Raw genomic sequence first — 23,634 nt, forward strand, 5'->3', positions numbered from 1 at the left:
CCGGTGGTGTTTGGCCCGAAAGCTGACCTATAAGGCCCCATGCTTGATGTCCTGATTGTTGGAGCCGGCCCGGCCGGACTGTTCGCAGCGGACCGTTTGTCCGCAGGTGGCGCCACCGTAACCGTGGTGGACCGGATGCCCTCGCCCGCGCGCAAGTTCCTGATGGCCGGGCGCGGCGGCCTCAACCTGACCCACAGCGAAGACCTGACCGGTTTTCTGACGCGCTACCGCGCGGCCGAACCTTTTCTCGCGCCGATCATCCGCGCGTTTCCGCCGGAGGCGTTGACAGACTGGTGTCACGATCTTGGCGAGGAAACCTTCGTCGGCAGCAGCGGCCGGGTGTTTCCGAAATCGATGAAGGCCTCGCCCCTGTTGCGCGCATGGCTGCGCCGCCTGGACAAAAACGGCGTCCGGTTGCTGACCCGGCACATGTTGACGGGGATAGACGAGAATGGCACGGCACACCTTCAGGCGGAAAAGGCTGCGCCAGTCCCCTTTCACGCGCGGGCGGTCCTGCTGGCGCTTGGCGGCGCCAGCTGGCCCAGGCTCGGGTCCAACGCCGCCTGGGTTCCGCTGCTTGAGGCGCGCGGGATCCGGGTCAATCCGTTGCAGCCGGCCAATTGCGGATTTCAGGTCGACTGGAGCGCCTTTGTGAAGGAGCGTTTCGCCGGCACGCCGCTCAAACGCATCGCCCTGAGCCACGGCACAGAAAAGATGACCGGTGAGCTGGTGATCTCCGAACAGGGCCTTGAGGGCGGCGCCATCTATGCCCTGTCGGCGGCCCTGCGGGAGCGCATCGCAACCGAGGGCGAGGCCACGCTTGCCATTGATCTGCGACCGTCGATGAGCCTCAAAGACCTCACCGGAAAACTGTCCCGTCCACGCGGCAAACAGTCCGTCGCGACCTTCCTGAAAAAGGCGATCCGGGCCAAGCCGGTCGAACTGGCCCTTCTGCATGAGTGTTTAGACCCGGCCGGAGAACTGACAAAGAACCTTTCTGGCGGCCTGCCCTCGGACCCGGCTGCGCTCGCACAGCGGATCAAGGCCGTCCCGATCCGCTGCCTTGCGCCCTATGCCATCGACCGGGCCATCTCCTCGGCGGGCGGAATCGCGCTGGACGAGCTCGACGACGCGCTGATGCTCAGGAAACTGCCCGGTGTCTTCGCCGCGGGCGAGATGCTGGACTGGGAAGCGCCGACAGGCGGTTACCTGTTGCAGGCCTGTGTGGCGACAGCTTCGCGCGCGGCCGAAGGCATCGCCGCCTATCTGAAGACCGAAGGAGGCCGCTGACATGACCGTTCTTTACGTGGACGCGGATGCCTGCCCTGTGAAAGACGAAGCCGTTCGGGTCGGCGAGCGGCACAAGGTACCGATCAAGTTCGTTTCCAACAGCTGGATGCGGCTGCCCGAGGGCGACCTGATCGAACGGGTGGTGGTGCCCGAGGGTCCGGACGTGGCGGACGACTGGATCGCGGAGCGCGCGCAAACGGGCGACGTTGTGATCACCGCCGACGTGCCGCTGGCCGCGCGCTGCGTCAAGACCGGTGCCCTGGTGATCGGACCGACGGGCAAGCCCTTTCGCGAGGACGCCATGGGCATGCGCCTTGCCATGCGGGATCTGAAAACGCATCTGAGGGAAATCGGGGAGATCAAGGAAGGCGGGCCGGCTTTTTCCAAAGCGGACAGGTCGCGCTTTCTCAACCAGCTTGAGACCACCATGCGCGCCGCCAAAAGAATGACCGGCGCCGGTTGAGTCGGACAAAAGAAAACTCCCTGCAAGGCGGGGAGGAGATCACCTTGCAGGGAGGAGCCGGATTGACGCTTGCGCGCCGATTGAGCCCCGGCTGTTAGCGGCAGAACTTGTACTGACCGGAATAGGCCAGGAAATACCCGTTTTGCGGATTGAAAGACCGGTACTTGCTGCTGCAGTAGTTGTACCAGGCAGGCGACCATGGGGCCGGGCGATAGGAAACCACCGGTGCCGGACGATAGACCGGCCGCGGCGCGTGGTATCGGTGCGGCGCATGGTGACGGCGCGGTGCATGGTAACGCGGCCCATGATGGCGCGGCTGGGACAGGGCCGAGCCCAGTATTGCGCCTGCCGCGAGGCCACCAGCGATCCCGACACCAACCTGCCAGCCTTCGGCGGCATTGGCGGATCGGGTCTGCGTTGCAAGGGTGGCACCGGCAACAAGAGCCAGCGCGACGGTGGTGTGTGCAAGTTTCCTGAACATGACGGTGTCCCTTCTGTTTGTGAGGCGTGTCCTGTTCGCCTCTGCTCATGAAACCAAGATAGGGATGGCGCGGCAGGATCGCTGTGACCGGGGTCACAGCCGGTAGCTTTCAGGTCAAGGGCCCGGTTTTGACGGGAAAACGGCCAAAACACTGTCCCTCACAAGTTTCGCTTGCCGGATTTGCCGGTGGCGCTTACATTGACTTTCATCGGTGCGCATTGTGCCGTACGGGACTGACGTAAAGACCCGGTTAGACTGACTTCGGCAAGTGCTTCATTTAGCGTTGCTCTGAAATTCCAAGCTTTCCGTTTCTTTTTGACCTCTCGTTTATCCGCACCTTGCCGGAACCGGGAAGGCGCGCACACCCAACGGAAAGGTTTCTCCATGCGTGAGAACGGCACCATCAAATTCTTCAACCACGACCGTGGCTTCGGCTTCATCACGCCGGACGATGGCGGCAAGGACGTGTTCGTGCACGTGACCGCCTTCGAACAGGCCGGGATCGGAACGCCGGTCGAAGGCGCCAAGGTTTCCTTCGTCGCCGAAGACGACCGCCGCGGCCGCGGCAAGCAGGCCGCCCAGCTCGAGCTGGTCTGATCTGACAAGACCTGCCAACCTGCAAGTCCCTGGAAACGGAGCCGTGAGGCTCCGTTTTTGTGTCTGACGATGGTTTGCGAGCCGGTACCCCGGAGCCAGGAGCGTGCCGCCACACGCCCGATATCACACCATGTCGTGCGGAACGATCGGCCAATACCGTGCGAATTTTCTGGCCTTCTCCAACGGATAGGCGACCACCTGGGCACTGCCCTCCCCGTCCGGGCCCCTTTCCGGCCCCCTGTCCGCCGCGGCCCGCCACATCTGCAAGGCCGACGCTCCGGTGACGGTCAGCTCTTCCTGGTATTCGCGCCGCAAGTGCTGTTGCCACAGCGTTCTTTGAAACGCGGTAACGCCGGCGGCATTTTCCCACAACAGTCCGGCTTCCCGGTCCCAGCGAAGGCTGCGGCCATTCAGATTTGCAGAGGAGACAATCGCCGTCTCGCCGTCGGCAATGGCAACTTTCGCATGCACATAGGCGATTTCCTGGCCCTCGACCGCATCGCGTTCGCCTGTCTCCGTTCCGGGCGTACCCCGTGTCAGGCTGAAGAAGCCGCACCGCTCCGCATACGCCGCCCTGATCCGGTCTATCGCCCTGACCTGCAGCCACTCCCCGTGCCGGACCGACAGGCCACGTTCCCCATCGAACACGACCTCGTCCGTGGCAGCGGGCAAAAGCACGATCAGATGGAGACCGGGTTGCGCCCGTCCTGCCGTCACCAGGGCGTCCGTCAGGCGGCGTGAACGCAGGAACTGGGATTCCAGATACAGGCAGTTGCCGATCTGCTCCAGATGGGCCGTTTCGATCTCGGTGATATCCGGCCGCGGCCCGATGGACAGCCAGGAACGCGACCGCATCGAGCTGGTGCGTATCAGGCGCAGGCAGGGCGATTGAGCGGTCGCTTGCGCGTCGGTGCGCGGCGCCGGGACGGCCGGTTTCACGGGAGTGGCCATGTCCTGAGCGTGTGCCCCCATCCGGGTCATGCGGGCATTGAACCGGGGCACCTCAAAGTTCCAGCACGTGTTGAAATGATCCCGCACGTCCGCCGCGACGTTGCCGGAGACCGAGAGGCTGACGTCATGCCAGGTCTGCCCGGCCGGACGCGTGTGGTCGGGATCGTCGTAGCGCCGCTCGTCCAGATCCAGTCCACCAACGATCGCGTGGGCACCGTCGGCGACGACAAATTTCTGGTGATAGGTCGCCGGCCACATGCGCGGTGGTCCGCCGAGCGTCCGGCCCGGCTGCCCGCCCCGATCCCTGAACAGCCGCCAGGACTGAAAGCCGACGTGGCCGGCCCGGCCGGATCCGGACGCGATCTTCTCGGCCCGGGCTTTCAGAAACGGCCATAGCCCAAGACGCACCAGCCAGCCGAATTCACCTTCGTGCAGGGCGGCCATCGCCTGGAACCTGTCCGTATCACCGGCCTCGGCGACTGCGCGCGCGAAACCGTCGATGGCCGTCCAGGTCCGCTTGTGAAGTTCATGCGCGACCACCGGCTCGAAATCCGTCAGCAGGAGCCGGACGGATGTTCCGTTCGCGGTCTTGTAGGCAATCAGGTCCGACCAAGTTTCCAGGTTCAGAGCCGCCGACCGGGCGGAGCGCAAGCGGGTGCGCGGATCGAAGATCCGGAATCCGAAACACAGATCCGAGCGCGCGGCCAGCGCCAGCTCCTCGATGACCGGAAACGCCTGACTGGCTTCTATCAGCGGCCACACGCCGACATCCGCCCGCCTGGGATACAGGTAGGCGCCGGGCGCATTGTTCGTCGCGGCACTTGAAGTCATCCGGCGGCGTTCCGTTTTCTGGACTTTCGGTCGAAAGGTCCTTTAGGGAACGGCCAAACTGCCGGGAAGTTGCCTTGCCTGCGGCGGAAACCTCAAAAAAACGTCCAGGCGCGGGCAAGACTCATCCGTGGGCAGGTCCCGGGGCGCAAAAGACGTAGGAACCGGCTCTGCCTTTTCCGGGTCCTTGCGCGTGTCCTCAGAGCATGCAGTCCAGCAATTCCCGTTCGCCGATCACGCCGACAATCGCCCCGTTCTTCATGACCACGACCGGTTCCGCGCTGGTCTGTTTCAGGCGGGCGACTTCGCGGATCGGTGTGTTGGCATCGCAATTCAGGGCGCTTGCCAGCGAACCGGGCAAGCTGCCCGGAGGCACCATGACGTCGCGGGCCCTGAGAACGTTCAGCGGGTTCATGTGACCGACGAAATCGGCAACATATTTTGTCGCCGGCTTTTTCACGATCTCCTGCGACGTGCCGAGCTGGATGACGTGGCCGCCTTCCATGATGGCGATGCGCGAGCCGATCTTGGCCGCTTCGTCCAGATCGTGGCTGACGAAGATGATCGTCCGGTTGAGTTCTTTCTGAAGGTCGAGCAACTCGTCCTGCAGCTTGTCGCGGATCAGCGGATCGAGGGCCGAAAACGGTTCGTCCATCAACAGGATCGGCGCGTCCGTGGCGAACGCCCGGGCAAGACCGACACGCTGCTGCATGCCGCCCGACAGCTCATGGACATATTTTTCACCCCAGCCGGTAAGGCCGACCAGTTTCAGCTGGGCCGTGACCTTCTCGGCGCGTTCCTTGACCGGCACGCCGGCCAGTTCGAGGCCGAAGCCGACGTTTTCGGCGACCGTGCGCCAGGGCAGAAGACCGAATTGCTGGAACACCATGGCGATGCGGTGCCGGCGCAGCGCCCTCAGGTCGTTTTCCGAACAGGTTTCCGGGTTCACATAGCCTTCCCCGTCGCGCACCTGGACCTCACCCCGGATCACCGGGTTGAGCCCGTTGACAGCGCGCAGCAGAGTTGACTTTCCCGAGCCCGACAGACCCATCAGCACGATGAGCTCGCCTTCGAAAATATCGAAGCTGGCACCGGCAACGCCGAGGATCTGGCCGGTTTCGGTCTGGATCTCCTGCCGGGACCTGCCCGCGTCGATCAACGGCAGTGCGGAGTGGGGCTTGTCGCCAAAGACGATGTCGACATCCTTGAAGGAGACGATGGGGGTCTCATCGGAAGTATTCATCACTTGCCCCCCTCATTCGCGCGGAAGAACCGGTCGAGAACGATGGCGATCAGGACGATGCAGACACCGACCTCGAAGCCCTGCGAGATGTTCATCGTGTTCAGCGCGCGCAAGGTCGGGACGCCGAGACCGTCGGCTCCCACAAGCGCGGCGATCACCACCATGGAGAGCGAGAGCATGATCGTCTGCGTCAGGCTCGCCATGATCTGCGGCAGGGCATAGGGCAGCTCGATTTTCCAGAGCAGCTGCGTCCGGGTCGCGCCGAAAGCCTCGCCCGCCTCGAGCAGCGCCGTCGGCGTGGAGGCGACGCCGAGCTGGGTCAGGCGGATCGGCGCAGGGATCGCGAAGATCACGGTGGCAATCAGCCCGGGCACCATGCCGAGACCGAAGAGGATCAGCGCGGGAATGAGATAGACGAAGGTCGGGATGGTCTGCATCAGGTCCAGCACCGGACGCAAGGCAGCATAGAAGCGTGGATGGTGGGCGCCAAGCACCCCCAGTGGCACACCGACCGCCATGCAGACAACGGAGGCGGCCAGGACCAGCGCCAGCGTCTCCGTGGTCTCTTCCCAGTAGCCCTGATTGATGATCAGAAGGAGCGAGACGGCCACGAACACGGCAAAGGTAATTGTCCGGTGCACCGCATACCCGAGCACGACAACAATGGCGACGACGACCAGCGGCTGCGGGGTCTGAAGAAGCCACAGAATGCCGTCGATCAGTGTCTCCAGGAAAATCGAAATGCCGTCAAACACCCAATCGGCGTTGTCGGTGAGCCAATCGACCAGGGAGCGCACCCAGGGTCCGATCGGCAACTTGTCGTCCGTCAGCCAGTTCAACCCGCCGCCCCTTCTTGATTCTGTTGAAGACAACGGGACACCGGCCGAAACGATCGTACATCGGATCCACATTCGCCTGAACGCGGGATGCGCGAGACCGGTGCCCCGTCAGACCCTGTTTGCTAGAGGCCGAGAGCGCCCTTGACGGCCGCGAAGCTGTCGCCGCCATCGAAAGTCTTGACGCCCACGAGCCAGTTTTCGAAGGTCGCCGGATGCGTTTTCAGCCAGGCGGCAGCAGCCTTGTTGGGATCCTGGCCGTCGTTCAGGATCGCGCTCATGATCTCGTTTTCCATGGGCAGCGAGAATTCCAGATTCTCCAGCAGCTTGCCGACGTTCGGGCACTCCTTCACGTAGCCGGCGCGCGCATTGGTGTAGACCGTCGCACCGCCGTAATTCGGGCCGAAGATGTCGTCGCCGCCTTCAAGATAGGCCATCTCGAACGTGGCGTTCATCGGATGGGGTTCCCAGCCGAGGAAGACGATGTCGTTGTCGCGTTTTCCGGCGCGCGCCACCTGGGAGAGCATGCCCTGCTCGGAGGATTCCACCACCTCGAAGCCTTCCAGGCCATAAAGGTTCTCGTCGATCATGCCGATGATCAGGCGGTTGCCGTCGTTGCCCGGCTCGATGCCGTAGATCTTGCCGTCCAGATCGTCCTTGAACTTGGCGATGTCCTGAAAGCTCTTCAGGCCTTTGTCGTAGGTGTATTTGGGAACGGCGAGCGTGTATTTCGCGCCTTCCAGATTGGCCCGGACCGTCTCGACGGAACCGTCTTCCCGATAAGCCTTGATGTCACCTTCCATGGTCGGCATCCAGTTGCCGAGAAAGACATCGATGTCCTTGTTCTTCATGGACGCATAGGTCACCGGCACGGACAGGAGCTTGACCTCGGGCTCATAGCCCAGAGCTTCCAGAACCACCGATGTGGCCGCCGTCGTCGCGGTGATGTCGGTCCAGCCGACGTCGGAGAAACGGACAGTCTTACAGGTTTCGGGATCATTCGCGAGCGCCGTGCCAGTGAGCATCAACCCAAGCGCAAGTCCTCCAGCGAGTTTCGCTGCAATTTTCATTGGAATACCTCCTTTGGAAAGTCGGCTTTGTCTTTAAAGCCGCAAGATGTTTGCCGCAAGCCGCGGTGTCGGCGCACACGAAGTCCGCTCCGATCCTTGACCGGTAACCTGCCTAAGTTTGATCCAAACATCCACCGGAAAAATTTGCAAGTTTTCATTGATTGATTAATCAATTAAAAATAAGACACTCGGACTGTCCAGGAGATCGAAATGCCCAAAGTCGGAATGGAAGCGGAACGGCGGCGCAGTCTCATTGACGCGACGGTCGATGCGATTCATGAACGCGGTTACTCCGATGTGACGATGGCGCAGATCGCGAGGCGCGCGGGCGTCTCCGGCGGACTGGTGCATCATTATTTCGGCTCCAAGGATCAGCTTCTGGCGGCGACCATGCGTCATCTCCTGACGCAACTCGGCGGCGCCATACGAAACGGTCTTGTCAAGGCGGAGACGCCCCGCGAGCGCATTTCCGCGATCATCGCCGGCAATTTCGCCGTCGACCAGTTTCAGCCGGCGGTGATCGCCGCCTGGCTTGCCTTTTACGTCCAGTCACGCACGACGGCGGGCAACAGCCGGCTGCTGCGGATCTATGCCGCCCGGCTTGCTTCCAATCTGACCCATAACCTGCTGTCGTTCCTGCCGCGTCCGGAAGCGCTGCGGGTAGCAGAAGGCACCGCGTCCATGATCGACGGCGTCTGGATCCGCCAGGCCCTCAGCGACGCCAGGACGGACCGGAATGCCGCCATCGCCATGGTCGAGGACTACGTCGAAACCCAGATTGCCGTGCATGTCGCGCGCAGTGTCAACGGCTGACCGCCCCGGAGTTCCAAATGAGCGACCAGTTCGATTTCATCATCGTCGGCGCCGGTTCGGCGGGATGTGCCATGGCTTACAGGCTCTCCGAGGATCCCGGCAACCGGGTGCTGCTGCTGGAATTCGGCGGCACCGATGCCGGACCGCTGATCCAGATGCCGGCGGCTCTCTCCTATCCGATGAACATGGCGCTCTACGACTGGGGCTACGAAAGCGAACCGGAACCGCATCTGGGCGGCCGGCGCCTGGCGACTCCGCGCGGCAAGGTGATCGGCGGGTCCTCCTCGATCAACGGCATGGTCTATGTGCGTGGCCACGCCTGCGACTTCGACACCTGGGAAGACATGGGCGCGAGCGGCTGGGGCTTCCGCAATGTGCTGCCCTATTACAAGCGTATGGAGACCAGTCACGGCGGCCAGAGCGGCTGGCGCGGGACCGACGGCCCCCTGCATGTGCGCCGCGGCACCAAGTGGAACCCGCTGTTTCACGCTTTCAGGGACGCCGGTGCACAGGCCGGTTACGGCGTGACGGAAGACTATAACGGCGAACGCCAGGAAGGCTTCGGCGACATGGAGATGACGGTCCACAAGGGCCGCCGCTGGTCCGCCGCCAACGCCTATCTGAAACCGGCGCTGAAGCGTGGCAACCTGACCCTGACCAAGGGCGCACTGGCACGGAAGATCCTGATCGAGGACAAGCGTGCCGTCGGCGTGGAATTCGAGGCCGGCGGAGCGGTGCGCGAAATGCGGGCGGCGCGGGAGGTCATTCTGGCCGCTTCCTCGATCAACTCCCCGAAGATCCTGATGCAGTCCGGCATCGGGCCGGCGCAGGACCTGAGCGCTCTGGGCATCGACGTTGTCGCCGACAGGCCCGGCGTTGGCGCCAATCTGCAGGACCATCTGGAACTTTACCTGCAGCAGGCCTGCACCCAGCCGATCACGCTCTACAAGCACTGGAACCTTTTCTCCAAGGCCCTGATCGGTGCGCAGTGGCTGTTCTTCAAGCAGGGGCTCGGCGCGTCCAACCAGTTCGAGAGTGCCGCCTTCATCCGCTCGAAAGCGGGCGTCAAATATCCGGACATCCAGTATCACTTCCTGCCGTTCGCGGTGCGCTACGACGGCCAGGCCGCCGCCGAAGGCCACGGGTTCCAGGCCCATGTCGGGCCGATGCGCTCCAGATCGCGCGGACGGGTCCGACTGACGTCCAGCGACCCGCGGGAAAAGCCCTCGATCCTGTTCAATTACATGTCCCGCGACGAAGACTGGGAGGATTTCCGCCGCTGCATCCGCCTGACGCGGGAGATCTTCGGCCAGGAAGCCTTTGCCGACTATCGCGGCAAGGAGATCCAGCCCGGCGCCCATGTCCAGAGCGACGAGGCCCTGAACGATTTCATCCGCGAGCATGTCGAAAGCGCCTATCACCCCTGTGGCACGTGCCGCATGGGGGCCCAGGACGACCCGATGGCGGTGGTCGATCCGCAGTGCCGGGTCATCGGCGTCGACGGCCTCCGGGTCGCGGACAGTTCGATCTTTCCGCAAATCACCAATGGCAATCTGAATGCCCCGTCTATTATGGTCGGCGAGAAGGCCTCGGATCACATTCTCGGCAAGGACCCGCTGCCGGCCGCCAACCAGACGCCCTGGATCCACCCGGACTGGCAAACCAGTCAGCGCTGAGGCCGGCTAAACGACGGCCTGGCCAGATCAGACAAGACCTGAACAGACAAGACCAGCAGGAGCCACATCTCATGCGCGCCCAACCGCAAGCTTCCCATTTCGTCGGCGGCTCTTATCAGGAGAGCAGGGCCGGTACGCCATTCGATTCCCTTTACCCGGCAACCGGAGAAGTGATCGCCCGGATCAACACGGCGGACGATGCCATCATCGAGGCCGCCGTGCAGGCCGCCACGGCTGGCCAGAAGATCTGGGCAGCGACACCGCCCGCCGAACGCGGCCGAGTGCTGCGCCGGGCAGCCGACATCCTGCGCCGGGACAATCACGCCCTGTCGGTCCTGGAAACGCTGGACACCGGCAAGCCGCTGCAGGAAACGCTTGTCGCGGATGCAGCTTCGGGCGCGGACTGCCTCGAGTATTACGGGGGCCTTGCAGCGACGCTGACCGGCGAGCACATCGACCTCGGCGGGTCCTTCGCCTACACGAAGCGCGAGCCGCTGGGCATCTGTTTCGGCATTGGCGCGTGGAACTATCCGATCCAGATCGCCTGCTGGAAAGCGGCGCCCGCGCTGGTGTGCGGCAATGCCATGATCTTCAAACCGTCCGAAGTCACCCCACTCAGCGCGCTGAAGCTGGCCGAGGCCCTGAGCGAAGCCGGTCTGCCGGACGGTGTCTTCAACGTCCTTCAGGGCTTCGGCGATGTCGGCGCGAAGCTGGTCGCCCACCCGGCCATCGCCAAGGTCTCGCTGACCGGCTCCGTGCCGACCGGCGCCAAGGTCGCGGCCCTGGCCGGCGAGCACCTGAAAAAGACCACGCTGGAACTCGGCGGCAAGTCTCCCCTGATCGTGTTCGGGGACGCGAACGTCGACAATGCCGTCTCCGCGGCAATCAATGCCAATTTCTATTCCACCGGCCAGATCTGCTCCAACGGCACGCGCGTGTTCGTGCACACGGACATCAAGGAGGCGTTTCTCGCGCGTCTGGCCGAACGCACGTCCAAGGCCGTCCTGGGCGACCCGCTGGACGAGACCACCAACATCGGCCCGCTTGTGTCCCGCCAGCAGTTCGACAAGGTCATGCACTACATGCAGCTCGGCCAACGCGAGGGCGCCCGGCTCGTGTGCGGCGGCAGTGCGGCCACGGTGGAGAGTTTCCCGGATGGCTACTTCGTGCAGCCGACCGTCTTTGCCAACGTCGGCGACGACATGCGCATCGCCCGGGAGGAGATCTTCGGGCCGGTGCTGAGCGTGCTCGATTTCACCGGTGAGGACGAAGTCGTCAGACGTGCCAACGACACGGAATTCGGTCTGGCGGCCGGGGTCTTCACCCGGGACATCCAGCGTGCCCACCGGGTGATCGATGCCCTGCAGGCCGGCACCTGCTGGATCAACACCTACAATCTGACCCCGATCGAAATGCCCTTCGGCGGCTACAAGAAGTCCGGCATCGGCCGCGAAAACGGCCACGCGGCCATCGACTACTACAGTCAGCTGAAAAGCGTCTACGTGGAAATGGGCGGCGTCGAAGCGGCGTTCTGAGGCGACAGGCCGGCTGAGGCGACAGGCCGGCGAACAGCACCGTCCGCTCCCATGGCCCGGGAAATCCGCGCATTGATTTTCCTCCCGGCCTTCAATGGCCCGGGGGTGGATTGAATTTCGGCCTCCGCGACCGAAATAAGGGGCCACGACACCCTTTCCGGAGACTTCATGAAAACCACCGTCGATCCCGCCCCGCGCAGTTACGCTCCCCATGTCTATCTCGTGGACCGGTCCCAGCGTGGCAGGTCCTGCGCGCCTGAGCAGCAGGATTTCGAAGACGTCCGCAACTGGCTGCTGCACGAGGCGACCGGGTTCGACAGCGTCATGCTGCTGTTCGAGGAATTCATGTGGCGTTGTCAGGCCGCCGGGCTCGGCATCGACCGGGCGAGCCTGCACATCGGCACGCTTCATCCCCGGGTGATCGGGTTTTCCTGGCTCTGGAACAGCCAGGACGGCTTCTGCGACGAGATTGCCGCGGACGCGGGTGCCATCAAACATGCAACCTTTACCCGCAACCCGCTCTTCAAGGTGATGGCGGAAGGACAGACCATAAAGGTGGATCTGGAGAGCGCCGAGGGCGCCGGGTCAGCCCCGCTCATGGGCGAACTGGCCGATCAGGGATACACCGTTTACGTGGCCTGGCCGCTGAGCTCCGCCGGAGCGATGCACAATGCGATGACCCTTGCCTCGACAAGGCCCGGAGGCTTCGCTCCGCAGTCAAGGGACCGGATTCGGGCACTGATCAACGTCTTCGCCCTTCATGTGGAGCGTCATATCCTGCACCGGATCGCCCGCAATGTTGCCGACACCTATCTTGGCCCCATCGCCGGACAACGCGTTCTGGACGGCGAGATCCGGCGCGGCGACGGCGAGGCGATCGAAGCCGTCGTCTTCATTTCCGACATGCGCGGTTTCACGCAACTGGCCGACCGTTTGAGCGGACCGGAAGTCACAGCAATCCTGAATGCCTATTTCGACCGTGTCTCGGCGGCGGTGCTCGGCCATGGTGGCGATATCCTGAAATTCATGGGAGATGGCCTGCTCGCGGTCTTCGACGAAAAATCCCTCGGGGTATCTGCCGCCGCGGATGCCGCCCTGGGAGCATCAAAGGTCGCACTGGCCGCGATCGACGCGCTGAACGAGGCACCGCCGGACGGCCTTCCGGATCCGGCACTCTGGCACCCGGTCAGGATCGGCATCGGACTGCATCGCGGAGAAGTCTTTTTCGGAAATGTCGGCGGGGAGGAAAGACTTGATTTCACGGTGATCGGCCGCGCCGTCAACGAAACCAGCCGTGTGGAGTCCCTGTGCAAGCCCCTCGGTCGCGAGCTGCTGATGACGGAACTGGTTCGCGCGTCCCTGTCGGAGGATCTTGTGACCGGCCTCAACGCGATGGGCGAGCACGCCCTGCGCGGCGTCGACAAACCGGTGGCGATTTTTGCCGCCTGAGGTCACCACCTGTCAGCATGCCTGAGGATCCGACAGCCAGCAAGGCAGAACCCGGGCGCAGCAACGAGCCTCCCGCCGCACCGGCAACGCACAGGGCGAGAGGCCGAGCGCATCACTTCGTCAGAATCAGCTTGCCCTGTTTGGTGATCGACAGGCGGTAGGTTTCTTCATTGTGCCGGATCTGGATCTGACGCTGACCGCTGAACAGCTCACGAGTGTTGTAGTCCGATTTCTGTTCACGCACCGGCTTTGCGGCAAGCATGCCGCGCTCGCGGCCTGCGATGCCCAGGGAGAGGCGGTTCTTCTGGCTGTTGGCAGTCAAAGTCATGGCGCGCTTTCGGTCCTTGGCCTTTATCTGCGTCGCCCGGACCGGCTGAAAACCGGCCCTTCGGGGCGGGACGCGTGAACATCGTGACTTAAAGATGAGTATCAAACTCAACTTTATACTTGACACTCATACTCAAGTTTTTTTATCAAGGCAATGCCTGATCGAAACCGAACCGGAAATCGCGTCCTCTGGTTCCGGAAGAGACAGGCCCTCCGGGCAACCGGCGGAAAAAATGCCAGGCCAGCCAACCGCCCTCTCCTCTCCCTCAGCGGCCAGCCAGCCCGGCCTTTTGCCTTCCGGATCGCAACCGCGATCTTCCCGTTCCAATCTTTCCGATGTTTCTCCAGGACAAGCCCAGCGCCGCCGTGCCTCACCTCGCCGTGCCGTGCCGTGCCGGAAGATGGTGCTTCAAGGGAAAGACGCATGTGACTGAGCGCCATATATATCCAACCACGGCACATACGAAAAAGGCGCCGACCGGACGGTGGCGCCTTCAGAAAGTCGGTTCAGTGCCGGATTACGCGTTGGCGACGATCGGCGTCTTGCCCGCATCGATCTTCAGGAGATCGCGCATGCCGAACCGGTCTTCCGACAGATCGGCGATCGACTTGCCATCGAGAACCTCCATGAAGGCTTCGAGCGCTTCGTGCAGGAGACCGTTGAAGCCGCAGGACATGATCAGCGGACAATCCTTGCGGCCCGAATCGAAACACTCGGCCAGCAGGAAACTCTCTTCAGCCGCCCGGACGACTTCGCCGACAGAGATCTGCTCCGCCGGACGGGCTAGCATCACGCCACCGTTGCGGCCACGAATGGTCCTGATCAGGTTGGCGTCGACCAGAACCTTCATGATCTTGAAAAGATGGGTTTCAGACATGTCGAAGCTGGCAGCGATCTCCGCGACCTTGCTTGGTTTGTCCGGGTTGACGGCGCAATACATGAGCGCGCGCACGGCATAGTTGGTCTGTTGTGTCAAACGCATGCGTTAGATATGAGGCGCGCTGCCCGAAAGGTCAATTCAAAATTTGAATGTTTCAGGCCACTTTTAGCAAAAGAGACCCGAAACCGCGCGGTATCGGCCCCTATGTCAGGTTCCGATAGCTGAAATAGTCGAAATCCGCAGGTCTTGCCCGCCCGGACGTGTCCATGGCAAGCATGCCGACGAAAGCACCGGTGAAATTGCCGTGCGCGCCGCGGCCCGACGCTTCATCGGCCAGAACCGTCGCATCGAAGGCCGGGCCGATGCGTTGCCAGTCCGTGCCTTCCGTCCTGAACCAGAAGCGCAGCGCCATGTCCTCGACCGTCACCTTCATGGCGACAGGTCCGCTTTCCGGTATTCGGACAGGCGCGTCCAGGGGCTCCTGCATGTTGGCGTCCGGAGCGCCCCCCGGAAAACTGTACAGCGTCAACACACGGCCCAGGTCGTCGTCGCCGGCAATGGCGAGACAATAGAACTGGCAGCGTCCGTAATAGGCGATCAGCCCGGCCGCCTGCTGGATGGTGTCCGGCTGGAAGTCGACCAGCGTTTCGGCCTCGTAGTCGTAATGTGTCTGGCGCCGGGCGACGAGCGCCTGCTCGAAACAGCTGCCGATGGATTCTCGGCCATACAGCCGGAGATGTCCCGGGCGCCCGGTCAGGGAAAACAGCCGCTCCGGATAGGGCGTCCGCAGCCACTGGAAGACCGGCGGCAGATCGGCGGTGTCGAAGTCATGGCGCGCGGGGTCCTCGGGAAACGGGTGCGCGGGCAGATCCGGCCCGTCGACCTCCAGCTCCGGCGCCATGCCACCGGTGGCAAGCCGCAACCAGCCGTCCGCGCCCCAGACGCATTTCTGGATCGCGGTTTCCCGGCCCATCTGGCAGCGGTTCTGGCCGAGACGCGGGCGGCCCATCAGATGCACCATGTAGGTCTCGCCGGTCCGGGTCTCGACGATATCGCCATGCCCCGCCCTCTGGACCGGATTGTCGGGGTCGAACCGCGAGGTGACCACATGGGCGTCCGGATGCAGCTCATACGGTCCGTCCAGCTGGCGCGACCGGGCCAGGGTCACCGCGTGATCGTAGCCCGTCCCGCCTTCCGCCGACAGAAGATAGTACCAGCCGTCACGCTTGTAGACATGTGGCCCCTCCGTCAGACCGAGAGGCGTGCCCTTGAAGATGTTGCTGATCGGCCCGGTGAGCCTTTCCCCGACCGGGTCATACTCCTGCAAAGCGATGCCTGTGAAGGAATTGAAGCCGGCCCGGTGATCCCAGATCATGTTGAGAAACCATTTGCGGCCGTCGTCGTCATGAAACAGCGAGGGATCGAAGCCGGAGGAGTTGGCGTAGACCGGGTCGGACCACGGGCCTTCGATGGCCGGTACCGTCACGATGTAGTTGTGCGCGTCCTTGAAGGAGCCGTCCTTGCGCTTCACATCCGTGTAAACCAGCCAGAACCGGCCGTCGGCATGGGTCAGGCACGGGGCCCAGATGCCGCAGGAATCCGGATTTCCGCGCATGTCGAGCTGTTCCGGGCGGGTCAGGGGCCGCGTCACCAGACGCCAGTGCTTCAGGTCTTTCGAATGATGGATCTGGACACCGGGGAACCACTCGAACGTGGAGGTCGCAATGTAGTAATCGTCGCCCACCCTGCAGATGGAGGGATCCGGATTGAACCCCGGCAGAATGGGGTTGGTGATTTTCTGAGGTGCGTTACTCATCTTAGGCCTCCCAAGCGTCCTCTCCGGCATTTCTTTTCTTAACTGGCTGGCTGCGGCGCACTCTGGTTGGTGTCGTCCGGCAGATTGTCCTTCACGAAGACGTCGATGCCGATCCGCTCCTGCCCCTCGATGATCGGCATCTTGTCGCAAAGCGCCTTCAGGATGCGGATGGCACTGCGGATCTCGTGGCCGGGATCCTGGGCGATCACCGCATCGAGCACAGAGGCCTGGAGCGCTTCGCGTGTGTACGGGGTGAGTTCATGCCCGACAAAGACGATCTCTGACGCGCGCCCGGAGGCCGTCAGCGCGGCGATCGTGCCGCGGTTGCCCGCGCCGATATTATAAAGACCGGCAAGGTCCGGATGCTCGGCGACGATCTTGCCGACGAGGTCCTTGTTGCGGAAGTTGTCGTCCCGGCCTTCCCGGACCTTGAGCAATTGCAAATGCGGAAAGTCCTGTTCGATCACCTCCCGGAAGCCGTCATGGCGCTCCGCGTGGTCGCGCAGGCCCAGGGATCCGGCCAGCACGCCGACCTTCCCAGGACTTGCGGGCAGGAACCGCCCGAGGAGCCGGCCGGCGGTGCGTCCGGCGGCCATGTTGTCGATGCCGACAAAGTGCTGCCGCGCGGAGGCGGGGTGATCGGAGACGAGGGTGACCACCGGGACGCCGCGGTCCTGAAGCCGGTCGATGGACGCGCGCACCTCCGGGAAGGCCGGCGCCACAACGGCGACGCCGTCGCAGACAGACGGATCCAGCAGCGCCAGCGTGCCGGCGACCCGGTGGCCGTCAAAGGCGTCGATCGGTTCCACATGAACATGCATGCGGTCACCGCTCATGGAGCGCGCATGTGACAACGCCTCGCGGGTCAGGTCCTCCATGAAGGCGTTCGGGCCGTTGGGAATGAGAAAATGGAACCGGTATAGCCGCTTCTTGGCGAGACCGGCGGCGAAGACATCCGGCTTGTAATCCAGCGTCGCGACCGCGCGGTTGACCTTCTCGATCGTGGTCTTGCGCACCCCGGGCCGGCCATTGAGCACCCGGTCGACCGTGGCCAGACTGACACCGGCCGCATCGGCCACATCGTGGATCGTTACTCGCTTCATTCGCCCCCCTGTTCGGCGCCAGTATAGCGGCGAATGAGGAACGGTCATCAAGAAATGCGGCGGTGCCCTGCCCAGCCGTCAGACGAACTGCCCGGCCGCGTGCCCCGAGGACCAGGCCCACTGGAAATTGAAGCCGCCGAGATGGCCTGTGACATCGACGGTCTCGCCAATGAAATAGAGCCCGGGAACCTTCGCGCTTTCCATGGTCTTCGACGACAGTTCCCTGGTGTCAACGCCGCCGAGGGTGACCTCCGCCGTGCGGTAGCCCTCGGTGCCCACCGGCGTCAGCTGCCAGCGATTGAGCTGGTCGCCCGCCCGGCGCAGCACCATGTCGGACTGGTCGGCGAGGCGCCCCTTCAGCGAGAAGGCTCCGGACAGTTCGTCGGCGAGACGATTGGGCAGAAACTGACCGAGCGCGGTTTTCAGATCCTGCTTCGGATTGTCCTGCCGCGCCCGGCGCAGGGCGTCGAAGACCTCCGTACCCGGTGTCAGATTCACCGAGATCGGCCGGCCTTCCTGCCAGTAGGAGGAGATCTGCAGAACGGACGGTCCGGACAAGCCCCGATGGGTGAACAGCAGTCCTTCCCGGAAGAGGGTCTTTTGAAAAGACACCTCGGCATCCACCGACACACCGGACAGGCGGCCGCAGAGTTCCCTGTTGGCGTCGGAAAAGGTCAGCGGCACCAGCGCTGCACGCGGCGCGATGACGTCAAGACCGAACCGCCTGGCAAGATCGTAGCCGAAGCCGGTCGCGCCCATTTTCGGGATCGACGGACCACCGGTCGCCACCACCAGCGAGGCAGCCCGAAGCGGCCCTTTGGACGTTGACACGGAAAACCGCTCGTCGGGCTTTTCGACCGCCTTGATGTCCGTTTCCAGTTGCAGAGTGCCGCCGGCGGCTTCCAGATCCGACAGCAGCATGCGGATGATGTCCTTCGCGCTGTCGTCGCAAAAGAGCTGACCGAGTGTCTTCTCGTGCCAGGGGATGCGGTGCTTTTCGACAAGGCCCAGAAAATCCTGCTGGGTGTAACGCTTCAGCGCGGACACGCAGAAACGCGGGTTGTGCGACAGAAAATTAGCCGGCGAACAATGGATATTTGTGAAGTTGCAGCGGCCGCCTCCGGAGATGCGGATCTTCTCCGCCGGCTTGGCGGCATGGTCGATCACGAGCACCTTGCGCCCGCGCTTGGCCGCCTCAATGGCACACATCAGCCCGGCCGCGCCGCCGCCGAGAACAAGAACATCCAGATCACGCATGGCGGGCTTATACACGGGTTGGCCGGCAGGGGTAAGGAAAGTTGGCCGCAACGCCCTTCCGGCGTGTCATCACCCCGGTCGAGCGCACAGAGAGGCTGCGCACCGCCGTCTCGCCAGTTCCTGCGGACAAGTGAGACGCACATCGAACGCAGAACCGGACTGGCATCGCGGTAATCGTTCCTGAAAACAAAACCGGCGGTTCTTTCGAACCGCCGGCTTCAAACGCGCATTCTTCAATTGAAGAACTTATTTCATTTCCAGGATGACCTCGTAGCCATCGGCACCAACTTCCCAAAGGGCATAGGTGCCCGGAACGTCGCCCTTGGCGTCGAAGTTGTGGTCGCCGGCCGCGCCCTTGTAGTCGATGGCGGTACCGGCCGCGATCAGCTCCTTGGCCTTCTTCCACTCGCCCGGACGGATGGTTTCGCCCTTGCCGTCGGAGATTTCGACCATGGCGGCCGCGACACCATCCTTGGCGCCGCCCGCCTTCTCGATGGCAAGCGCCAGCATGAAGGCAGCGTCATAGGACGTGGTTGCGAAGATCGCATCCGGATCGCCGCCGATGCCCTTGAAGGCTTCGTTGAACATGTCCAGGGACTCGGACTGTTCGCCGACCGGGGACGATGCCACGAATGCGGCAAGGTTTTCCGCGCCCAGTTCGTTGATGACCGCGTCGGACTTCATGCCGTCGCCGCCGACGAATTTCTCGAAGAAGCCGTTTTCCAGAGCCTGACGCAGGATGGTCAGCCCGGTGCCGTCACCGTAATCGAAGATGACCAGGGTGTCCGCGCCGCCCTTGGCGAGTTCCGCCAAGTTTGAACGGTAGGACGCCTTGCCTTCTTCATGAGCTGCGAACTGGGTGATCTCACCGCCCAGCGCATCGACATATTCCGCCTTGAAAGCGTTGGCGAGACCGGTGCCATAGTCGTTGTTGAGATAGGCGACCGCCACCTTGCCGTAGCCCTGATCTTTCAGGGTGCGTGCCAGCGCGCGGCCCTGATAGTCGTCGGACGGCACGGTGCGGAACACGGTGCCCTTGTCTTCCAGATTGGAGATTTCCGGAGACGTGCCCGACGGCGTGATCAGCGTGATGCCGGCCGGGATGGTCACGGACCCGGCCGCTGCCAGAACGGCGCCGGAGCAATGCGGACCGACGATGCCGACGACACCTTCGATATTCACGGCCTTGGTGGCCGCATCGGTGCCGTTCTGCGGATTGCAGGCGCTGTCGCCGACAACGCCGACGAGCTTTTCATCGGCGCCGATACCGCCCTGCTCGTTGACCTGCTGGACCGCAAGCTGGGCGGAGTCGATCATCGCCGGCGCCATGGCCGCGATCGGGCCGGAGACGCCGCCGAGCAGGCCGATCTTGACGTCCGCCAGGGCCGGTGCGGATGCCAGCGCGGTTGCCGTCATCAGGCCGGCCGTGAGCGCGAGAATCTTGGTTTTCATAACAGTACCTCCTCAATTATCCGGTCTTTGCCGGGTCTTTGGATTTTCCGGGCGAGACACCTGAGGGATCACGTGCCTGCCTGAGGGAACGGGCCTTACGGTTGGTCCGCACCGGATCGTGTCGTCCGCTGGTCGCCCCTGAGAGGCTCCGGCAAGAGCCCTTCCGGCCGGAACCGCAGCACAAGCTGCAGCATGAGGCCGATCAGGAACAGGCGGATGTATTTTGCCTGAACCGCATATTCATGCGGAAGCCGGTCCGTTGCAATCTCTGAAACGGACCAAATGATCCAGACAACAGCGGCGCCCAGGATCGCGCCCCGGTTGTTGCCCGATCCGCCCAGGATCAGCATGATCCAGACGAGGAAGGTCGCCACCATCGGGTCGATGGCTTCGGGCGTGATCGAGCGGTTGAAATGGGCGAACAGCGCGCCGCCCAGTCCCATCAGCGCCGAGCCGAAGATGAAGGCTTCCAGACGCCGGAACTCGACATCCTTGCCCATCGCCCTGGCGGCATCCTCGTTGTCGCGGATCGCGCGCATCATCCGGCCCCAGGGCGCGTTGAACTGGCGCTCGACCAGAAGATAGGCCACGATCAGGATCACGAGCACGATCGCCAGATAGGCGATCTGCGATTCCATGTAGCCGATGTCGCCGGCCGGCCGGGGAATGCCGGAAATGCCGCGCGCGCCATTGGTGAGCGCGGGTTCGGACTTGACCACCAGCCGGATGATCTCGGCAATGCCGATGGAGGCGATCGCAAGATAGTCGGAGCGGAACCGCAGACAGATCTTGCCGATCGGCCAGGCGACCAGCGCGGCCGCCGCCATCGCCCCGAGCAGGCCGATCAGGAAATGCAGGTCGAACCCGCCAATGCGGCCGGGATCGGCCGGTGTCGTCAGGATCGCGGAGGTGTAGGCACCGATGGCGAAGAAGCCGGCGATGCCTGCATTGAAGAGGCCGGCGAAACCCCATTGGATGTTGAGGCCGAGCACCAGCAGCGCATAGATGCCGATGAAGATCGCCATGAAGAGGGCGTAATTGACAAGTCCCAGAAATTCCATGGTGCCCCCTTACAGTACTTTGCCCTTGAGCAACCCGGTCGGGCGCACAAGCAGCATGAACAGCAAAATGGCGAAGGCCATCGCCGCCTTGTATTCGCTCGGGATCACCAGAACCGACAGTTCCTCGGCGATGCCGACGATCAGGCCACCCAGAACAGCCCCCTCGACCCGGCCGACACCGCCCAGGATGGCGGCGGCGAACATGGGCAGCAGCATGTGCCAGCCCATCATGGATTTCAGCTCGGTATTGAACCCCAGGAAGACGCCCGACGCCGCGCACAGGCCACCGGCGATCACCCAGGTCAGCATGACGACCTTCTTGTTGTCGATGCCCGACAGCAGTGCCAGATTCGGATTGTCCGACATGGCCCGCATCGCCTTGCCCCACTTTGACCGGGTCAGGAAGACCTGCAAGCCGCCTACCAGGACAATCATCGCGACGACCGTATAGATTTCCCGGTCGCGGATGCGCAGCCCGAAATAGTCTTCAGGCCGGACGATGCCGCGGGTGTAGGTCTGGGTGTCGACGCCCCAGACGACCTGGATGACGGAGCGCACCATCAGGGCGATGCCGAGGGACGCCATCACGGTCACGATCTTGGGCCGCTCGCGCAGGTGCTCGTAGAACACCTTGTCGATGCCGACGGCGACAGCCGCGGTTCCCAATATCGCGATGGGCAGGGCCAGCAGCGGCGAGATCCCCAGTGCCGTGACCGCGGCCAGGGCGATGAACGCACCCAGCGTCGCCAGGTCGCCATGGGCCAGATGCGCATAGCGCAGGATGGCGAAGATCAGCGTGATCCCGACCGCGCCCAGGGCATAGATGGACCCGAGCACGATGCCGGGGATGAGATAGAAATTCAGGAGTTCGAAAAGTTCCATCCCGTTCAGCCCCCCAGAAACATTTCGGCGACTTCACGGTCGGCGAGCAAATCCGCGCCCGTGCCTTCGTGACGGTTCTTTCCGGCGGCAAGCACATAGCCCCGGTCGGAAAAGGCAAGCGCCTGTTTGGCATGCTGCTCGACAAGAATGATGGCGACGCCGGCATCGCGCACATCCCGGCAGATCTGGAAGATCTGCTCCATGTATTTCGGCGACAGGCCCGCGGTCGGTTCATCCAGCAACAGCAGCTTGGGATCGAGCATCAGGGCCCGTCCCATGGCCACCATCTGGCGCTGGCCGCCCGAGAGGCTTCCGGCCGGCGTGCGGCGGCGTTCCTTCAGATCCGGGAACAGCGTGTAGACACGCTCATAGGCCGCGGTCAGGTCGCCCTGTTTCAAAAACCCGCCCATTTCAAGATTTTCGTGGATCGACATTTCCCGAAAGATGTTGTCGACCTGGGGCACATAGCAGATGCCCCGCTGAACGATGCGGTTCGGAGCCCAGCGGGTGATGTCGTCGCCATCGAAAAGCATCCTGCCGCCACGGATGGTCAGGAGACCGAAGACGGATTTCATGGCCGTGGACTTGCCGGCTCCGTTCGGGCCGACAATGGCGACGATTTCATCCGGATCCACATGCAGGGACACATCCTGCAGGATGTCCGCTTCACCATAGCCGCCGGTCAGGTTTTCCATCGACAGAAGGGCACTCATGCGGTGGCCCCCGTGGATTCACCCAGATAGGCTTCAAGGACTTGCGGATTGGAGCGCACAGTTTGAAAATCACCTTCCACCAGCACCCGGCCTTCGGCCATGCAGATCACCGGCGCGCACAGTTTCTCGATCATTTCCATGTCGTGTTCAATGAGGATGAAGGTGTAGCCGCGCTCCTTGTTGAGGATCGCGATCTTGGTTTCCAGCTTGCGCAGCAGCGTCCGGTTGACCCCGGCGGCCGGTTCATCCAGCAGGACGAGCCTGGCGTCCGTCATCATCGTGCGGCCGAGTTCCAGAAGCTTCTTCTGGCCGCCCGAGAGATTGCCTGCGCGCTCGTGCGCCACATGCGTCAGTTCCAGAAACTCGAGAGTCTCGTAAGCCCTGGTCTCGATGTCACGCTCGACCAACGTCACGCGTCTCCAGGCCAGCCAGTTTGAGAAAAGGCGCTCCCCCGGCTGGGACGGCGGCACCATCATCAGGTTTTCCAGCGCGGTCAGCTTGTGGAATTCGTGCGGTATCTGAAACGTGCGCACCAGGCCCTTGTGAAACAGCTGGTGACTGGCCAGCGCGGTCACATCCTCCCCCAGGAACCGGATCGTACCGCTAGTAGGTTGCAACGCCCCTGCAATCAGGTTGAACAGCGTTGTCTTTCCGGCGCCGTTCGGGCCGATCAGTCCGGTGATACTGCCTTCCTCGACGCGGAACGAGCAGCCATTCACCGCCCGGAACCCGCTGAAATCCATTACGAGCTCATCAAGCTCCAGCATTCACTCTCCTCGCCGCCCCCAACGGTCTTTCTTATTGCCCTTGACCGCGCAATTCAGAGCGCTTCAGACCTCATTCTCCGGGTCCATTGCGCTGCGAATTTCAAAGCGGGCACGACAGGCCCGCTCCGGCGCGGCATCAAACC

The 23,634-nt window shown here is 63.1% G+C and carries 22 protein-coding genes; 7 read left to right on the forward strand and 15 right to left on the reverse strand.

Annotated features, from left to right (window positions below; translation table 11 throughout):
* Nucleotides 1-39 precede the first annotated feature (39 nt).
* Together AC0VX3_RS23735 and AC0VX3_RS23740 are read left to right on the forward strand one after the other, a co-directional pair.
* Nucleotides 40-1,290 (forward strand): BaiN/RdsA family NAD(P)/FAD-dependent oxidoreductase, encoded by a 1,251-nt coding sequence (locus tag AC0VX3_RS23735; protein ID WP_475522585.1) that lies wholly within the window; start codon nt 40-42, stop codon nt 1,288-1,290.
* Nucleotide 1,291: 1 nt separating this feature from the next.
* Nucleotides 1,292-1,753: a YaiI/YqxD family protein gene (locus tag AC0VX3_RS23740; protein ID WP_342891187.1), complete on the forward strand. Its 462-nt coding sequence runs from the start codon at nt 1,292-1,294 to the stop codon at nt 1,751-1,753.
* Nucleotides 1,754-1,847: 94 nt separating this feature from the next.
* Here the strand turns inward: AC0VX3_RS23740 and AC0VX3_RS23745 are convergent, their stop codons facing one another.
* Nucleotides 1,848-2,234, reverse strand: a complete 387-nt coding sequence (locus tag AC0VX3_RS23745) for a BA14K family protein (protein WP_475522586.1) — start codon at nt 2,232-2,234, stop codon at nt 1,848-1,850.
* A 384-nt stretch (nt 2,235-2,618) separates the two neighbouring features.
* On the opposite strand from AC0VX3_RS23745, the gene AC0VX3_RS23750 reads away from it, so the two are divergent.
* Nucleotides 2,619-2,831 (forward strand): cold-shock protein, encoded by a 213-nt coding sequence (locus AC0VX3_RS23750; protein WP_342891189.1) that lies wholly within the window; start codon nt 2,619-2,621, stop codon nt 2,829-2,831.
* A 123-nt stretch (nt 2,832-2,954) separates the two neighbouring features.
* On the opposite strand, the gene AC0VX3_RS23755 is transcribed toward AC0VX3_RS23750, so the two are convergent.
* From AC0VX3_RS23755 to AC0VX3_RS23770, 4 genes are all read right to left on the reverse strand, one after another.
* A complete protein-coding gene (locus tag AC0VX3_RS23755) occupies nt 2,955-4,613 on the reverse strand; it encodes a phospholipase D family protein (RefSeq protein ID WP_475522587.1) in 1,659 nt (552 codons plus the stop codon).
* Nucleotides 4,614-4,809: 196 nt separating this feature from the next.
* Nucleotides 4,810-5,853: a choline ABC transporter ATP-binding protein gene (gene choV / locus AC0VX3_RS23760; protein ID WP_475522588.1), complete on the reverse strand. Its 1,044-nt coding sequence runs from the start codon at nt 5,851-5,853 to the stop codon at nt 4,810-4,812.
* Complete coding sequence (choW, locus tag AC0VX3_RS23765; protein ID WP_342891192.1) at nt 5,853-6,692, reverse strand: choline ABC transporter permease subunit; 840 nt, start codon at nt 6,690-6,692, stop codon at nt 5,853-5,855. Before choW ends, choV begins: the two co-directional genes overlap by 1 nt.
* Before the next feature lie 122 nt (nt 6,693-6,814).
* Complete coding sequence (locus AC0VX3_RS23770; protein WP_342891193.1) at nt 6,815-7,759, reverse strand: choline ABC transporter substrate-binding protein; 945 nt, start codon at nt 7,757-7,759, stop codon at nt 6,815-6,817.
* 210 nt (nt 7,760-7,969) lie between these two features.
* Here AC0VX3_RS23770 and betI point away from each other — a divergent pair, with 210 nt between their 5' ends.
* From betI to AC0VX3_RS23790, 4 genes are all read left to right on the forward strand, one after another.
* The gene (gene betI, locus AC0VX3_RS23775; RefSeq protein ID WP_475522589.1) at nt 7,970-8,572 is read left to right on the forward strand and encodes a transcriptional regulator BetI; all 603 of its coding nucleotides are present in this window, start codon (nt 7,970-7,972) and stop codon (nt 8,570-8,572) included.
* A gap of 17 nt (nt 8,573-8,589) precedes the next feature.
* Nucleotides 8,590-10,248 carry a choline dehydrogenase gene (gene betA / locus AC0VX3_RS23780; RefSeq protein WP_475522590.1) on the forward strand — a complete coding sequence of 553 codons (1,659 nt, stop codon included), beginning with the start codon at nt 8,590-8,592 and terminating at the stop codon, nt 10,246-10,248.
* 71 nt (nt 10,249-10,319) lie between these two features.
* Complete coding sequence (gene betB, locus AC0VX3_RS23785) at nt 10,320-11,783, forward strand: betaine-aldehyde dehydrogenase (RefSeq protein WP_475522591.1); 1,464 nt, start codon at nt 10,320-10,322, stop codon at nt 11,781-11,783.
* A gap of 168 nt (nt 11,784-11,951) precedes the next feature.
* Nucleotides 11,952-13,232, forward strand: a complete 1,281-nt coding sequence (locus AC0VX3_RS23790; protein WP_475522592.1) for an adenylate/guanylate cyclase domain-containing protein — start codon at nt 11,952-11,954, stop codon at nt 13,230-13,232.
* A 112-nt stretch (nt 13,233-13,344) separates the two neighbouring features.
* Here the strand turns inward: AC0VX3_RS23790 and hemP are convergent, their stop codons facing one another.
* From hemP to AC0VX3_RS23840, 10 genes are all read right to left on the reverse strand, one after another.
* Nucleotides 13,345-13,560, reverse strand: a complete 216-nt coding sequence (gene hemP, locus AC0VX3_RS23795) for a hemin uptake protein HemP (protein WP_342891198.1) — start codon at nt 13,558-13,560, stop codon at nt 13,345-13,347.
* 517 nt (nt 13,561-14,077) lie between these two features.
* The gene (locus AC0VX3_RS23800; protein WP_475522593.1) at nt 14,078-14,542 is read right to left on the reverse strand and encodes an Rrf2 family transcriptional regulator; all 465 of its coding nucleotides are present in this window, start codon (nt 14,540-14,542) and stop codon (nt 14,078-14,080) included.
* A gap of 100 nt (nt 14,543-14,642) precedes the next feature.
* Nucleotides 14,643-16,256 (reverse strand): glycoside hydrolase family 43 protein, encoded by a 1,614-nt coding sequence (locus AC0VX3_RS23805; protein WP_475522594.1) that lies wholly within the window; start codon nt 16,254-16,256, stop codon nt 14,643-14,645.
* Nucleotides 16,257-16,294: 38 nt separating this feature from the next.
* Nucleotides 16,295-17,359, reverse strand: a complete 1,065-nt coding sequence (locus AC0VX3_RS23810; protein WP_475522595.1) for a LacI family DNA-binding transcriptional regulator — start codon at nt 17,357-17,359, stop codon at nt 16,295-16,297.
* Between the two features lie 78 nt (nt 17,360-17,437).
* The gene (locus tag AC0VX3_RS23815; protein ID WP_475522596.1) at nt 17,438-18,616 is read right to left on the reverse strand and encodes a BaiN/RdsA family NAD(P)/FAD-dependent oxidoreductase; all 1,179 of its coding nucleotides are present in this window, start codon (nt 18,614-18,616) and stop codon (nt 17,438-17,440) included.
* A 246-nt stretch (nt 18,617-18,862) separates the two neighbouring features.
* A complete protein-coding gene (locus AC0VX3_RS23820) occupies nt 18,863-20,068 on the reverse strand; it encodes an ABC transporter substrate-binding protein (protein ID WP_342891203.1) in 1,206 nt (401 codons plus the stop codon).
* A 95-nt stretch (nt 20,069-20,163) separates the two neighbouring features.
* Nucleotides 20,164-21,129 (reverse strand): branched-chain amino acid ABC transporter permease, encoded by a 966-nt coding sequence (locus AC0VX3_RS23825; RefSeq protein ID WP_475522597.1) that lies wholly within the window; start codon nt 21,127-21,129, stop codon nt 20,164-20,166.
* Between the two features lie 9 nt (nt 21,130-21,138).
* Nucleotides 21,139-22,011 carry a branched-chain amino acid ABC transporter permease gene (locus AC0VX3_RS23830; protein ID WP_475522598.1) on the reverse strand — a complete coding sequence of 291 codons (873 nt, stop codon included), beginning with the start codon at nt 22,009-22,011 and terminating at the stop codon, nt 21,139-21,141.
* Nucleotides 22,012-22,016: 5 nt separating this feature from the next.
* Nucleotides 22,017-22,724: an ABC transporter ATP-binding protein gene (locus tag AC0VX3_RS23835; protein ID WP_475522599.1), complete on the reverse strand. Its 708-nt coding sequence runs from the start codon at nt 22,722-22,724 to the stop codon at nt 22,017-22,019.
* Nucleotides 22,721-23,491 carry an ABC transporter ATP-binding protein gene (locus tag AC0VX3_RS23840; RefSeq protein ID WP_475522600.1) on the reverse strand — a complete coding sequence of 257 codons (771 nt, stop codon included), beginning with the start codon at nt 23,489-23,491 and terminating at the stop codon, nt 22,721-22,723. Before AC0VX3_RS23840 ends, AC0VX3_RS23835 begins: the two co-directional genes overlap by 4 nt.
* Between the last annotated feature and the right edge of the window lie 143 nt (nt 23,492-23,634).

This window comes from Roseibium sp. QJM3NY_11 (assembly GCF_056173175.1).